Annotated in this window: 13 protein-coding genes and 3 pseudogenes; 14 read left to right on the forward strand and 2 right to left on the reverse strand. The window is 43.8% G+C overall.

The features are described from left to right. Positions 1 to 221 precede the first annotated feature (221 nt). The 14 genes and pseudogenes from HPS57_RS13160 to HPS57_RS13225 all read left to right on the forward strand — a co-directional run. Positions 222 to 1,436, forward strand: a pseudogene (locus HPS57_RS13160) (TraG family conjugative transposon ATPase); the annotation flags it as partial. Between the two features lie 31 nt (positions 1,437 to 1,467). Next, a pseudogene (locus HPS57_RS13165) lies at positions 1,468 to 4,021 on the forward strand (hypothetical protein). Beyond that, positions 3,999 to 4,742, forward strand: coding sequence for a hypothetical protein (locus HPS57_RS13170; RefSeq protein WP_172183882.1), 744 nt, complete (start codon positions 3,999 to 4,001; stop codon positions 4,740 to 4,742). The pseudogene HPS57_RS13165 and the gene HPS57_RS13170 overlap by 23 nt, the downstream one beginning before the upstream one ends. A gap of 26 nt (positions 4,743 to 4,768) precedes the next feature. After that, positions 4,769 to 5,542, forward strand: coding sequence for a DUF5045 domain-containing protein (locus HPS57_RS13175; RefSeq protein WP_172183884.1), 774 nt, complete (start codon positions 4,769 to 4,771; stop codon positions 5,540 to 5,542). Positions 5,543 to 5,545: 3 nt separating this feature from the next. Then, positions 5,546 to 6,676, forward strand: coding sequence for a hypothetical protein (locus HPS57_RS13180; protein WP_172183886.1), 1,131 nt, complete (start codon positions 5,546 to 5,548; stop codon positions 6,674 to 6,676). 22 nt (positions 6,677 to 6,698) lie between these two features. After that, positions 6,699 to 7,313 carry a conjugative transposon protein TraK gene (gene traK / locus HPS57_RS13185; protein WP_172183889.1) on the forward strand — a complete coding sequence of 205 codons (615 nt, stop codon included), beginning with the start codon at positions 6,699 to 6,701 and terminating at the stop codon, positions 7,311 to 7,313. A gap of 1 nt (position 7,314) precedes the next feature. Next, positions 7,315 to 7,737 (forward strand): hypothetical protein, encoded by a 423-nt coding sequence (locus HPS57_RS13190; protein WP_172183892.1) that lies wholly within the window; start codon positions 7,315 to 7,317, stop codon positions 7,735 to 7,737. Further along, the gene (gene traM / locus HPS57_RS13195) at positions 7,715 to 8,917 is read left to right on the forward strand and encodes a conjugative transposon protein TraM (protein WP_172183895.1); all 1,203 of its coding nucleotides are present in this window, start codon (positions 7,715 to 7,717) and stop codon (positions 8,915 to 8,917) included. Before HPS57_RS13190 ends, traM begins: the two co-directional genes overlap by 23 nt. 23 nt (positions 8,918 to 8,940) lie before the next feature. Beyond that, positions 8,941 to 9,792, forward strand: a complete 852-nt coding sequence (gene traN / locus HPS57_RS13200; protein ID WP_172183896.1) for a conjugative transposon protein TraN — start codon at positions 8,941 to 8,943, stop codon at positions 9,790 to 9,792. A 4-nt stretch (positions 9,793 to 9,796) separates the two neighbouring features. After that, complete coding sequence (locus tag HPS57_RS13205; protein WP_172183897.1) at positions 9,797 to 10,312, forward strand: hypothetical protein; 516 nt, start codon at positions 9,797 to 9,799, stop codon at positions 10,310 to 10,312. 5 nt (positions 10,313 to 10,317) lie between these two features. Beyond that, entirely contained in the window at positions 10,318 to 10,965 is a 648-nt protein-coding gene (locus HPS57_RS13210; protein ID WP_172183898.1) for an Lcl C-terminal domain-containing protein, read from the forward strand. Between the two features lie 35 nt (positions 10,966 to 11,000). After that, a pseudogene (locus HPS57_RS13215) lies at positions 11,001 to 13,183 on the forward strand (type IV secretory system conjugative DNA transfer family protein). Beyond that, positions 13,180 to 13,713, forward strand: coding sequence for a glycoside hydrolase family protein (locus HPS57_RS13220; protein ID WP_172183899.1), 534 nt, complete (start codon positions 13,180 to 13,182; stop codon positions 13,711 to 13,713). Before HPS57_RS13215 ends, HPS57_RS13220 begins: the two are co-directional and overlap by 4 nt. Continuing rightward, the gene (locus tag HPS57_RS13225; RefSeq protein ID WP_172183900.1) at positions 13,710 to 14,231 is read left to right on the forward strand and encodes a phosphoribosyltransferase; all 522 of its coding nucleotides are present in this window, start codon (positions 13,710 to 13,712) and stop codon (positions 14,229 to 14,231) included. The genes HPS57_RS13220 and HPS57_RS13225 overlap by 4 nt, the downstream gene beginning before the upstream one ends. Before the next feature lie 254 nt (positions 14,232 to 14,485). Here the strand turns inward: HPS57_RS13225 and HPS57_RS13230 are convergent, their stop codons facing one another. After that, positions 14,486 to 14,881: a hypothetical protein gene (locus HPS57_RS13230; protein ID WP_172183901.1), complete on the reverse strand. Its 396-nt coding sequence runs from the start codon at positions 14,879 to 14,881 to the stop codon at positions 14,486 to 14,488. A gap of 1 nt (position 14,882) precedes the next feature. After that, the gene (locus tag HPS57_RS13235; protein ID WP_172183902.1) at positions 14,883 to 15,641 is read right to left on the reverse strand and encodes a hypothetical protein; all 759 of its coding nucleotides are present in this window, start codon (positions 15,639 to 15,641) and stop codon (positions 14,883 to 14,885) included. Positions 15,642 to 15,648: the final 7 nt, after the last annotated feature.

A 15,648-nucleotide genomic window follows, 5' to 3' on the forward strand; every position in this document is an offset into this window, starting at 1 on the left:
TTTTGCACTCCTGCATCCTATCCCGAAAGGACAGCCCAAACCATAAAAACATTTATCACTCGTTAAATTTCTGTTAAATTTTCGTATTCGACACTCACTTTTTTACAGTCCTTTTTCTTTCCTCAAATAGCTTTTATACCCTCTTTCCCCAACCAAGTTTTTTTTGTACCGTTATTTTTCTACATCGTTGATAATCAATAGCAAAAGTCCTCTCATATGAATTCCACATGAATAGTGTTGTTAGCCAAATGTGGGAGCAGAACACCGACGTAGTGATGGTTGACACTGGTAACTCATACGAAGGACTCTGTGAGTATGTCGGTGGCAAGTACATCAGCTATACTGACGAGCATCCTATCACGATGAACCCTTTTGCCATCAAGCGTGAGGAGTTGAACATCGAGAAGATAGGTTTCCTCAAGAACCTGATAATGCTCATTTGGAAAGGAACGCAAGGCGAAGTAACCAAGACGGAAGACCGTCTCATAGAACAGGTCATCACAGAATACTTCGAAGAATACTTTGTGAAGAAACTCATTGATAACTTGTCGTTCAACACATTTTACGAGTACAGCACTGTCCGTATTCCTCAGATTATCAAGGAGAATAATTTGGCAGGAATTGATTTGGCAGCATACAACTATCTGCTAAAGGACTTCTACAAGGGAGGCAGCCATGAGCTTACTCTTAATGAGAACCTCGACACGAAGCTGTTTGACGAGACATTCATAGTCTTCGAGATTGACTCAATCAAGGATGACCCTCTTCTCTTCCCTCTCGTTACGCTCATCATCATGGACGTTTTCATCCAGAAGATGCGTATCAAAAAGAACCGCAAGGTTCTTGTCATTGAAGAGGCATGGAAAGCCATAGCATCGCCAATGATGGCAGAGTACATCAAGTATCTCTACAAGACAGCCCGTAAGTTCTGGGCATCAGTGGGTGTGGTAACTCAGGAGATTCAGGACATCGTGGGAAGTCCGATTGTAAAAGAAGCCATCATCAACAACTCAGACATTGTGATGTTGCTTGACCAGAGCAAGTTCCGTGAACGCTTCGACGAAATCAAGGCTATCCTTGGTCTTACTGATGTGGACTGTAAGAAGATCTTCACCATCAACCGCCTAGAAAACAAGGAAGGACGAAGTTTCTTCCGAGAAGTGTTTATCCGTCGAGGAAGCGTAGGAGGTGTGTTTGGAGTGGAAGAACCCCATGAGTGTTACATGACCTACACCACGGAGAGAGCTGAGAAGGAAGCCTTGAAGCTCTACAAGAAAGAGTTGCAATGTGACCATCAGCACGCCATCGAAGCCTATTGCCGAGATTGGGAGCTATCAGGTATAAGCAAGTCACTGCCTTTTGCCCAAAAGGTAAACCAAGCAGGTCGTGTACTGAGGCTCAAACCCAAGCCAAAGAGTGACCCCAACAGATTATAACAACAAGTCATAAACGATAAGATTCAGGAAAATGAAACGCTATCTGATAATACTTACCCTCTACCTCTGTGCCGTTGTACCTACAATGGCGCAGTACTACAGTGTGAACTATGACAAACGCACCGTAGCAGAAATGACAGCCACTTTTGCTACAGAGGCTGCTACCGAGGCGTATTATGCCCAGCAGGTAGCCAAGATACGTGAATACTATCAGGCGGCTGAGGTTGCAGCAGCAGGAATTTTCACTTCAAAGTTCCTTGACCGCAAAGCCCTCACCAACTTGGGACTATGGACAAGTGCCACTGAGAACTACTATTACCGCCGTATCTACAACATGGTTTCTGCCAAAATCATGCCCAAGATATGGACTGTAGCAGGTATGATGCTCAAAAGTCCACAGAATGCACTCTACTGGGGAAGCTATATATAAGGTATGTGAAGAGACCAAGACACTCTGCTATCAGTTTGAGTCAATCGTCACCAATAGCACGCTCTCATTCAAGGATATTGCTTTTCTGGAGATAAACCAGGAACTTGCAGCCATCTTGAAACTGTCAGAGTTGGGCAATGTAGATTGGGAGAAGATGTTTGACAACTTCTCAAACATCGGTTCCAACTTCACCAAGGAGAACTTGGATGAAGACATAAACAACCTATATAACATGGGAGTCAATCTTGCAGCTGCAGGAGCTGGTAATGCCATAAATTCCATCCTTGGCAACAGCAACTTCAATGGTTCGATGATGGATAAGACAAGCAGTGTCATTGAGATAGCTGAGAATGTCTATAGTCTCTACAATAGTCTGTCAACAAATGCCGGCAACACTATCTTGCAGTTTGTTGGAGGAAGAGATAGCATTGCAAACCTCTTCTCTTTATCGAACTACAATCTGACTTCCTGGATAACAGACTATGCCCGTGAAGGTATGGGACAATATTACACTCAGCGATGGTATATCTACAGAGTTGATGCAGGAAATGTTGCTCTTTGCGACTACTATCCACCAACGGACAACGATGCTGTGATTAAAGGCGACCACTGGTATCGCATCAATACAAAAGATCCGAACTATTCTCCAACATCGGCTGAACGAGAGACAGCGTTGAAAAACTCTGAAAACCATGCAGGTTGGAGCCGAAGTCAGGTTCAGCAACTGAACAGTTCAAACGACGGGTTTAGGTATAGTATGACATACTATATTTCGGGCTACATACTCAGTAAAAAGAAAAAGCAGTATGCCAAAGCCTATGCTTACGAGATACATGTGTCAAAGAGTTGGAACAACAAGGAAGTCGCCTATGAAGATGTCTTTGATTCCTACACTATGGACTTGAAAACATTCAAGGCAGGTTTGAACGCCCGTCTGGCAGAACTCAATGATAACGAGGAAGGTTACACCTATTACCTTTCAAGTGACCCAAAGAAATACTACCAGACCACAGATGCAAAGAAAATTGCAGGATGTGAAACAGCAACCATCAGCGTCACTTGCCATGATGGAGCCAAACTTGGTGAAGGTTCCACGCAATACAAATGTTCAAGTTGCGGAGGCAGTGTGAATGGTCATACCAAACAGTGTGCTATGTCCACAAGTATCACTCACGAAAATGTCGTCACCTCAGAGATAGATACAAAAATTGCGGAAACCGAAAGAAAAATCACCTCTCTCCAGTCTGAGATTACAAGGTTGGAAGCAGAAAATATGGAATTTCTCAGGAAGATAAAGAGTTCAAGTGTGGAAGATGCAGCAAGGTATCGCCAACAATACAATGCCAATAAAGACCGCATTACTGCTTTGAACTCAGACAAGAACGCAGCAGAGGCAGAACTTGCCCAGTACCAAAAGGCAAAGCAAGAAGCTATAGATGGTGAAAATGCCGTAACGGATGACCATTACCGCATACCAGCCATCATGCAGGATTGCAAGACTGCCTACAATCTCAACTGGAATGGTTCGGGTGCTTGGGAAGGTAACACCTTTGTCCGTACAGCATCTATGCCAAATATCAATGGTGTCATTACCTTCAAGGCAACAGTCTCGATAGCACGAAAGCCAAAGTATTTCCTTGGTATCAAGATACACCGAGCCATTGTGCAGATTTCATGGACATTGACCACGCAGTACAGCGACACGCAAGTTGTGGCAGTCATAAATCTCGATCCTGCAAAAACCGATGAAGAGAAAGCTGACGAAGTGAATAAGAAACTGGCAGAGGTCGCTCGTGAATTTCCCGACTGTGACCCAACGGTAGAATATGCAAAGAGCAACCCAGTTGAATCAGATGAAACCGATGACACTTATCATTTGCTATGGTCAAGCGACCGTCTGGAGATAGCACGTCAGATAGACAGCCGTCTTACGAAGATATTTGCCGATTTGGTATCATTGGAGAAGATGATGCACTACAAGCATTCCATCATAGACATATTGAGAAGGGTCGCTCCTCTAAACGACGAACAAGGCAAAAGACAGACTCTCATAGAGAAATGCCGGAAGCGATGGTTGAGGCACGCTGCAAACAGTAGTCATTCAGATAGTTACAACGGAAAATATGATGACGATGAAGAAGACAACAATGAATAGCAAGATACGGACAATCCTCATTTGTCTGTTAACCCTCTTGCCATCAATAGCAAAGGCGCAGATGGGATTTGATGTCACTTCTGTCGAAGCCTATATTAACGACCACAAGCAACAGCGCAGTCTGCTGCTTGTGCGTTCCACCTTGGAGGCAAGCAACAAACTGTTGCATGACTACAGTGGTGATGCCAATATCGGCTTCAAGGACATCAATAAAGAACTGGACAAGTACACCAGAGCTTTTGATGTGATAGACGTTCTGTATCAGACACTTCGCACCAGTCTTAATGTGTACAATACCTATGAAAACGTCAGTGACAGAGTTGGTGACTACAGGAAGATGCTCAATGATTTCAGAAAGAAGTGTCTGGAACGAGGCAACATCATGAGTACCGACACACTCATAATCACCATCAATACCAAGGCATTGGCAAAAATTGCTGATGAAGGAGATAACCTTTATAAGTCTGTCAGTGATTTGGTGCTATATGCAACAGGAGCAGCTGCATGTTCCACATCCGACTTGCTACTTATTCTCACAAGCATCAACAACTCGCTTGATAACATAAAGAAACATCTCAACAAAGCCTACTTCGAGACCTGGCGATACATTCAGGTTAGAATCGGCTACTGGAAAAAGCAAGTGTATCGAGCCAAGAGCAAGGAAGAAATCATAAGTGATGCCTTTGGCAGATGGAAAGGCGCAGGATATTTAGGTTATTAGGATAACAAATAAAAAACTCAATGAATATGAAACATTTAATTAGTTCACGAATGACACTTTGTCTATGTGGTATATCGCTGTGTTTCAGTGCATCCGCTCAGAGCTATGTGACTTACAATCATGATGCAGCCAAGATGAACCAGATAACGGTTCAAGAGATTGGCGCAGGTGGACTCACTCCTGCATTCTACTATGATGTCTTTCACAACAGATACCAGAAGACAGCAGCTCAAAAGAACAAGCAAGGATTCAGAACCTTGGCAGGAATTTCCGCATATCAGCAGGTCGATGTAGCAGATAGCATCAAGTCCTCACTCACTAAGCGAGCAGAAATCGAGGCACTCAACATTGCAGACCGACAAATTGACCTTGCCTGGCTTGCTGAAGGAAGCAAGATTAACGCAAAACTCTCTTACTTCCAGGCAAATATAAACCGAATAATCAGTGCAGGTGGCTCTGTTTCGGACAAAACACGATGGAACGAGTATTACAATATGTTCCAGACAGCCATCAAAGAAACACAGGATGCCTATATGCCTAATGCTCAACGTAAACAGCAGTATCTTGCTATCTATGATGACATTAACAGACAGAACGAGACACTTCTCTCGTTTCTGATTCAATTAAGCAACAAGCGAAAAACATCCTCCTTGCTTGCTGCCAGACTTGAAAGGAGAAACAATGTGGGCAGTCACGCTTCATCAGCTATCAGCCGTTGGCGTGAGGCTGGCAAAAAGAATGCAGGAAATAACTCAGGAGGCAATGATGACTCCGATGACAATAACATAGTAAAACAATAACCCATGGCAGATTCAAGCATTCTTTCCGATTTCGGTATCAATATCCTCGAACAGGAGATTGATGATGTGATATTCCAGACCAACGAGTTCCTTTGTGATGCTACATTCACTGGCTCACAAGGCCCTTTTTGGTGGATATTGCAAATGTGTATGGCTTTGGCTGCACTGTTTTCGATAGTCGTAGCAGGTAGCATGGCCTACAAGATGATGGTTAAGCATGAGCCGATAGACATCATGAAGTTGTTCAAGCCTCTTGTGGTCAGTGTAATTCTCTGTTGGTGGTACCCACCTGCAGACACCGGCATAACGAACAATGGTAGCAGCTGGTGTGTACTCTACTTTCTCTCGTATATTCCAAACTGTATAGGCTCATACACGCACGACTTGTATGAAGCAGAGTCAGCACAGATTGAAGACAAGTTCACGGAAGTTCAGGAACTCATATACACAAGAGATACACTATACACCTCTCTGCAAGCACAGGCAGACGTAGCCCATTCTGGAACCTCGGATCCGAACCTGATAGAGTCCACCATGGAACAGGCAGGTGTGGATGAAGTGACAAACATGGAGACAGACGCTTCAAAGCTCTGGTTCACCTCTCTCACGGCAGGGGCAGTAGTCGGCATAGATAAGGTTATCATGCTAATAGCCTTGATTGTCTTCCGCATAGGTTGGTGGGCAACCATCTATTGCCAACAGATACTTCTGGGTATGCTGACGATATTCGGACCGATACAGTGGGCGTTCTCTCTCTTACCGAAATGGGAAGGTGCTTGGGCAAAGTGGCTGATACGCTATCTGACGGTACATTTCTATGGAGCGATGCTATACTTCGTAGGCTTTTATGTCCTATTGCTATTTGATATAGTGCTCTGCATACAGGTGGAAAACCTAACAGCCATTACAGAAAGTGAGCAGACGATGGCAGCATATCTGCAGAACTCCTTCTTCTCAGCCGGTTATCTGATGGCAGCAAGCATAGTGGCATTGAAGTGTCTGAACCTCGTGCCAGACCTCGCTGCATGGATGATACCAGAGGGGGACACAGCGTTCTCAACCCGTAACTTCGGTGAAGGAGTGGCACAGCAAGCCAAGGTTTCAACCCAGGGCATGATTAGCAAAGTAATGTAAAACAGCAAACAATACATATTATATGGTAATAAGGAATCTCGAAAACAAAATCAAGTTGGTGATGATAATCTGCTCACTATTCCTTGTGGGCTGCATCGTCATCTGCATTTCCAGCATTTGGACTGCCAAGGTAATGGTGTCGGATGCGCATCAGAAAGTGTACGTATTGGATGGCAATGTTCCTATTCTCGTTCAGCGTAGCACCATGAAAGAAACGCTCGATGTGGAAGCCAAGAGTCATGTGGAAATGTTCCACCATTTCTTCTTCACCCTTGCGCCAGACGACAAGTATATCAAATACACAATGGACAAAGCCATGTATCTGGTTGACGAAACTGGTCTTGCGCAGTACAATACATTGAAAGAGAAAGGTTTCTACTCAAACATCATGGGTACGAGTGCCGTGTTCAGCATCTTCTGTGACAGTATCAAGTTCGATAAAGAGAAGATGGAGTTTACCTACTATGGCAGACAGCGTATCGAGCGACGTACAAGCATAATGACCAGAGAACTGGTGACGGCAGGTCATTTGAAGCGGGTTCCCCGAACCGACAACAACCCTCATGGATTGCTCATAACCAACTGGAGAACCCTTCTTAACAAGGATGTGGAACAAAAGACAAAACTGACATATTGATATGGGATGGAAGAAAATGCTCGTCGGCGAGAAGATGCCCGACAAGGACGATCCAAAATATCGTCAGAGATATGAAGAGGAGGTTAGGGCAGGACGCAAGTTTGCAAAAACCATGAAGCTTGATGTACTTGCCGGTAAGGTTCAACTGTTTGCAAATGACCACAAACGCTTGTTCCTGTCCCTCGTCTTTGGATTCATCATTCTCAGTTTTGGTCTGAATATCTACAGGATGGCTGTGGTGTATAATCATCAGAGGTCAAGGCAGAGTGCTGCAGAGAGACAGGAACAGATGTTGCGCAAACGGCACAACAAAGTCAGGAAAGCTGTCTCGGAAGCCTACACCACACTTCCTGCCGTGAATAGAGAAAATCAAATGGATAACAACAAAAAGATAGAAAACGATGGACGCACTGAAAAAGATTAACTGGAAACAGCCAAAGTACATGATACCAATTATCATCTACTTTCCACTGTTGTTTGTCGGCTATTTTGTGATTGACCTCTTTCATACGGAGAAGGCTGAGATTCCTGATGGTCTTACAACGACCGAGTATCTTAATCCAGACCTCCCTGATGCCAAGATGAAGGGTGACGGCATTGGAAACAAGTATGAGAGTATGCTCAAATCATACGGTAAGATAGACGATTATTCAGCTTTAGGTAACATTGAACGCAATGAAGAAGACACAAAAGAAGAGTATGATTCTAAATACTCAGATGAAGAACGTAAGCAAATCGAGGCGCAGGAAGCCGCGAAGCTCGCTGAGATGCAACGACAGCTACAGGAGAGTGCACAGAAAGGCCAAGAAATCGCAAAAGGCGAGGGTAGTTCAGAAAATGACCGCATAGCTCGTGGTAAACAACGTGAACAGGAAGCCATGGAAGAGCTAAACCGTGCCATTGCCCAAGCAAAGTTGCAGGCTCAGCAGGTCACTACTCCACCATTACAGGCCGAGGTCAGTGTTCAAACTGGCGATGCCAAGGAAGGAAAAGCGGAAATTCCGGAAAAGAACAAGACCAACGATGACGAACCCCAGGAAGTAGTCAAGAAGGTCAAGGTCACTTCCGATTACTTCAATACGCTGTGTGACAATGACAAGGAACCAGGGCTTATCAAGGCAATCATAGATGAAAACATCAAGGCAGTTGATGGTTCAAGAGTACGTCTTCGTCTTCTCGACGACATAGTTATCAATGATGTAGTCGTTCATAAAGGCTCCTATATCTATGCCACTATGAGCGGTTTCGGTTCACAGCGTGTCAAAGGTAATGTAAAGAGTATCATGGTAGATGATGACATCATCAAGGTTAATCTCTCACTCTACGACACTGACGGACTTGAAGGACTGTATGTGCCAAGCAGTCAGTTTAGGGAAACGACCAAGGATGTAAGCAGTGGCGCATTGAGCAACACCTCCACTCTTACCAATACCACAACCGCAGCAGGTTCAAACTTGGCGACATGGGGAGCGCAAGCCGTTAGCAATGCCGTCCAGAAGACAAGCAACGCTATCAGCAAGGCTATCAAAAAGAACTCTGCCAAGCTGAAATACGGAACCTTCGTGTATCTCATTAACTCACGTTCAAACCAGAAAGATAAATAATAACGAGCAAAACATATAGAAATATGAAGACTTTCAAGAAAATCAGCGCATTGGTAGTATGCGCATTAGCCTCCCTCCCATCCATGGCACAGCAGACGTATCAGGAAATGGAGCAGCTCACCATCAATGAGAATGTCACAACTGTCATCACCGCCTCTGAGCCAGTCCGCTTCGTTGACATATCCACGGATGCTGTCGTTGGTGACCAACCAATCAACAACACCCTACGCCTGAAACCCAAGGAAGGTGCTGACGTACATGCCGATGGTGATATATTGGCTATCGTCACTATCGTTACCGAGCGATACAGAACCCAGTATGCTTTGGTATATACCACACGCTTGCAGGAAGCAGTTACAGACAAGCAGATACTTGCCTCTGAGAAGATACCATATCACAATCCTTCTGTATCAATGAGTACAGAGGATATGACCAGATATGCCAGAAAGATATGGAACTCACCGGCAAGAATACGCAACGTAAGCATCAAACAGCATCGAATGACCATGCGACTGAACAATATCTATGCTGTAGGCGAATACTTCTTCATAGATTTTAGCATCGAGAACCGCACCAATATCCGTTTTGACATTGATGAGATGCGTATCAAGCTGAGTGACAAGAAGGTTTCCAAGGCTACAAACGCCCAGATGATTGAGCTTACGCCAGCTATGGTGCTTGACCAGTCCAAGACCTTCAAGTATGGTTATAGAAACGTTGTCGTTCTGAAAAAGATGACGTTCCCAAACGACAAGGTGCTGTCAATTGAGATTTCCGAGAAACAGATTAGTGGTCGTACCATCAGTTTGGACATCGACTATGAAGATGTTCTCTATGCCGACTCTTTCAACTCACGCTTAATGATAGAGGAATAAGCCTATGAAGAAATATATATTGTCATTGATGATGGGTCTGTGTATTTCAGTCTCATCATTTGCCCAAAGCCATAGTGACCGAATATCAGTAGGTGTAGGTGCTCTGTATCAGAGGGGTTTGGATGCCACAATCTCGTGGGAACACGAGACAAAGTACCATAATGCTTGGGAATACTTCATCAACGGTTATATCAAATGGGATGAATGTGCATCATGTGGACACGTCTGCCCAAATTCGTTTTGGAACAACTACCGCATATGGAGAATAGGTGCTGCCTATAAACCATGTGTGGTAAGAGGCAGAAACCACCACGGCAACCTGCGTGTTGGTGCAAGTGTAGGCAGTGATACAAAGAAGTTCGTTGGAGGCTTGCATGTAGGTTACGAGCATAACTTTGCTCTCCGTAATGGATGGGGATTGTTTATGCAAGCCAAGTGCGACCTTAGCATACCCAAACGAGAAGACCTGTTCAGAACTGGCATCGTAATAGGATTCAAGATACCAACAATAAAGAAATGACGATAATGAAGATACTACATATCCTTTGTGCTACTCTAATGGCAGTAGCCTTTGTTTCTTGTGATGAGCATAGAGACTTTCCAGATACATCAATGAAGACCTGCGACATCCTCTGTACAAATGGCAAGGTTGTAAGGTTTGAAGATGTAAAGTCACAAAACAAGACACCCATTGCCGTGGTGTTCTACGTTAATCAAAACGAGGACATCCAAGGCACAGGCTATGCTGTCTATCTAAAAGACATTGAACCTTATGTTTATTCTGACTCGCTCGGTCTCAAACATAATACATCAGCAGACATCACGGCATTCGACGGTAACGGCAACACTCACGCTATGTATTCCACAGGCACCTCACCTGCAGCTTCAGCAGTCTTTGATATGTGGCAATATGGTCAGAGTGCCTATATCCCTTCCGTTGCTCAGATAAAGCTCTTGTATGAAGCACGCAGTGCGGTGAATACCTATATCCGCAAGTGCGGTGGTGACGAGTTACTAGACAATCCAGATGAATGTTGGTACTGGACATCCACAGAGGTCAAAGGTCAGGAAACAGCCAAAGCCTGGTTGTTCTCTTTGGCTTCTGGAGCTCTTCAAGAAACGCCAAAGACGCAAGCACATAAAGTCCGTCCAATCATCACGTTATACAATTAGCATTACATATTCACTATACACAAGAATAAGGTTTCATGGAGGAAACAAAAGAATTACAGACCATGTATAAGATATTCCGCTATCTGATATACTTATCATTGATAGTGGAGTTCTTCGAGTATGCTATAGACCCAGAGTTGCTTGACTATTGGGGTGGCATTGTTTGTGACATACACAGCCGAGTAAAGAGGTGGTTCATCTATATGGATGGCAATCTCGTATGGAGCAAGCTTGCGACCATTGTGCTCATCTGCATCACCTGCATTGGCACCCGAAACAAGAAACACTTGGAGTTTGATGCACGCCGTCAGGTATTCTATCCGTTGGTGGGTGGGCTTTTCGTGACTATATTGTCGATATGGCTGTTCGGTCATCGTATGGATATGAGATTCTACTCCATCACGCTGAACATTTGGCTATACATGGCTGCCTCCATTCTTGGTACCATCTGCATCCACGTTGCTCTCGACAATATCTCCAAATTCCTGAAGGAAGGATTGCTCAAAGACCGTTTCAACTTCGAGAATGAGTCTTTCGAGCAATGTCAGGACTTGCAGGAGAACAAGTATAGCGTGAACATTCCTATGCGCTATTACTACAAGGGCAAGTTCCGCAAGGGCTGGGTGAATATCGTGAACCCTTTCCGAGGAACATGGGTTGTAGGTACTCCTGGTTCTGGTAAGACCTTCTCCATCATCGAGCCGTTCATCCGTCAGCACAGTGCCAAGGGCTTTGCCATGGTTGTCTATGATTACAAGTTCCCGACGCTTGCGCAGAAGCTGTATTATCACTACAAGATAAACCAAAAGGCAGGTAAAGTGCCACAAGGATGCAAGTTTAACATCATCAACTTCGTGGATGTAGAGTACTCCAGACGAGTGAATCCTATTCAGCAGAAATACATTGGCAACCTTGCAGCTGCCAGTGAAACGGCAGAAACTCTGTTGGAGTCACTTCAAAAAGGCAAGAAGGAAGGTGGTGGCGGTAGCGACCAGTTTTTCCAGACATCAGCGGTCAACTTCCTTGCAGCCTGTATTTCTTTGTCAACTACAAGAAGGTACCATACGATAAGAACGGCAAGGCTCTTATTGCGGAGATGACCACCGAGCCAAAGACTCATCGTCCGAAACCCACAGGCAGAGTCTTCGATCATACAGGTAGAGAAGTAGAACCCGACTATTGGCTTGGCAAGTATAGTGATATGCCACATATCCTTTCGTTCCTCAATCTCGACTACCAGACCATCTTTGAGGTTTTGGAAACGGATCCAGAGGTCGCTCCTCTCCTCGGTCCTTTCCAGACAGCCATGAAGAATAAGGCTATGGAACAGTTGGAAGGTATGATTGGTACGCTCCGTGTCTATACCTCACGATTGGCGACCAAGGAGTCGTATTGGATATTCCATAGGGATGGTGATGACTTTGACTTGAAGGTGTCCGACCCGAAGAACCCGTCATATCTGCTTATTGCCAACGACCCAGAGATGGAAAGCATCATCGGTGCTTTGAATGCTTTGATTCTGAACCGTCTTGTTACTCGTGTCAACACTGGTCAGGGTAAGAATATTCCTGTCAGCATCATTGTGGACGAATTGCCTACGCTCTACTTCCACAAGATTGACAGACTTATCGGTACTGCCCGAAGCAACAAGGTAAGCGTGGCTCTCGGTTTTCAGGAGTTGCCACAGCTTGAATCCGACTACGGCAAGGTGGGTATGCAGAAGGTAATCACCACTGTTAGTAATGTGGTCAGTGGTTCGGCAAGGGCAAAAGAAACTTTGGAATGGCTCTCTAATGATATATTTGGTAAGGTTGTTCAGTTAAAGAAAGGTGTGACCATTGACCGTGACAAGACTTCCATCAATCTCAATGAGAACATGGACAGCCTTGTTCCTGCCAGTAAAATCTCTGACATGCCAACTGGTTGGATATGCGGTCAGTCAGCTCGTGACTTCATTAAGACCAAGACTGGACGAGGTGATAGCATGAACATCCAAGAGTCGGCAGAGTTCCAGACCTCTAAATTCTACTGCAAGACGGACTTTGACATGAAGAAGATAGCCGAGGAAGAAGCAGATTATGAGAATTACAAGATACCGAAGTTCTACACCTTCCCATCAAAGGATGCCAAGGAGCGCATCTTGTATCAGAATTTCGTGAGTGTAAACCTCGATGTCAAGAATATGATTGACGAGATAAACAAATTCAAGATAAAATGACTTTCAGAAAGATACTATTATTCCTCTTCGTAACATTAAGCATGGCTACCTATGCACAGACACGATTACCGACAGAAAAGCAGCCATCAGCATCGGCTTTCATATTTGAGTTGCCCCCATTTGAGCGAGCCGTTTGCTGCATCAGATTTTATGAAGGTATGCACCGAGCTAAGGACTATCCGTATGTAGGTTATGGTCACAAGCTCAGACCAGGAGAACGTTACTCATCCAATATGTCTGCACAAGAAGCCGAGCAACTTCTTCGTAAAGACCTCAGAGAACTATGTGCGATGTTTCGCTCCTATGGTCAAGACTCCCTACTCCTTGCTGCTTTATCTTATAATATCGGACCATACAAGGTGACTGGATATAAAGGTAAGTACCCGAAAAGTACGGTATTAAAGAAACTTGAAGAGGGCAACCGTGACATTAGGGATGATTATGTGAAGCATTGCCATTGGCGAGGAAAACGCATCCCTTCTATAGAGCGAAGGCGTTTTGCGGAACTCATGTTATTATACACTCCATGACAGAAAACGAGCCTATTAGAACCGTATCAGACGGTATCACATTTCTATCCACTGGCAGATACTATGATGGTATCAACCAGTGGGTAGCACATAAACTGAAAGATGAAGATAATGATGCAATAGATTATGCAGCACGTCAGATTGCCAAGTTGCTTCCTCATGATGCTGTCCTCGTACCTATCCCTGGACATCATGGAAGAGCTATAGAGACCTTGCAATTAGCAAAAGTAATCTCCTCATATACTCATCTCCCTTTCGTTGATGTTTTACGATGCCGTGAGCGTGAATCACAATACGAAGCCAAGAAAAGAGGTCAAACGCTCTCCGCTGAATATATGGGATTTTACAAACAAAAGAACTTGCCAACAAATCGAACCCCATATATCATAGACAATGTCGTAGATACTGGAACCACAGCCAAAGCTGCTATAAAAGCCCTTGGAGGTGGTATCGTAATCTCTTTTGCCATGAGCGATTATCTTCTGCAAAGAGAAGAGTCAAGGGGATTGAAACGATAACCGCAACCATATTTTTGATTATATGCCTAGACCCAAAAGAAAACAAATAAAGCCAATCGTAACTGAAACAATCTACCATTGCAAGGATTGTGCTAACAGTTACGATTGGCATAGTAAGGCGTTAGATGGTCACCTTATTCTGTGTCGTTGCCCATACAAGCAGGAAGGTGGGCGATTTTGTATATTTCTTAAAGACCCACAGTGTGAGTACTTTGTGAAACGACTTATAGAAGGTAAACCAATGTTATCTCTTTCTACTTGAAGAATTGATCTATGTAAGAAACTTGTTTTTTTGTTAGAATACAATATTGGACGTAACGATTAATACCAACCTTTTCCAATTGCTCATACCCAAGCTCGTCACCTTCGTACATTGCTTTTATTGGAGTAAACTCAAAGCAATCATTATCAGGAACAAATGGAGCCAACCAACATTTTTTATCTTGTCTTGACACGCTTGTATTGGTTACTTCTAATTTGTATCTGATTTGATAATGTCCTTTACCTGACATAAAAAGATACACAATGTCACCAACATTGAGTCTCTTGTCAGACTTGCGCCAATAGAGTTTGCCGTATAAAGCAACACTCTTTGTATGATCAAGGAACTTCTCATTTCCTTTAAGTAATACGTGCTTAATTGTATTCATTTCAGACTTTTGAACCTTTATGTTTTATATCTTTGAAAAACTTAGCTATGACTATCAAGCCTGGATATGCTCGGTCATTGTCAAAATAAACCATATCTTTATCCAGCTCCCATACGGACATAAAATCTGGTGTTACAACTGTCTTTAGGTCTTTGTAAAGTCGGTCAAGCATCACTCTTTCTTGTGAGATATAAGTCTCACGTATATCATCAGAAGGGTTTGTACTGCTATGCGACGTAACGAAATGCAGACCGAGACGGATCACACCTTTTGTTTTTTCTTCAAAGTGTTTTATCTCATCCTTCACATTTTCAAGTTGAACGATATTCATGGTCCTCCATCTTTGTAGAAAACGCTCATCGTTTGTACAAGAGGTTTCAAAATTGTCGTAGCTATGCTTGACTTCAATAACAACGCTGTAATCTTTGTAAATGCACCAATAGTCAATTCGTCCTTGAGAATCCTCAATTTCCAATCCCTTCTTTTTACTGTTTCGTGTCATCGGATATTCGGCAAACGCAAGTCCTTTGCAAAGTGAAGCCAGTGTCGGCATTATCAATGTATCTAATTGGCGTTCTCTAAAAACAAAGGGAGGCTCATAAATATCATACTTGGTAGAGTTGAAAGCCAATGCATGTTTAGCCATACCTATGAAAAGTTTCTTTGTCAATTCATAGGCAACATCATAATATGCTTCATCAGATTCCTTTGCCGAGAAAAGAAAGCTTTGAGAGTTTCTTATTGAGTGACGAAATTTCATACCAACT

Origin of the sequence: Palleniella intestinalis (genome assembly GCF_013166595.1) — a bacterium.
Lineage (GTDB): Bacteria > Bacteroidota > Bacteroidia > Bacteroidales > Bacteroidaceae > Prevotella > Prevotella intestinalis.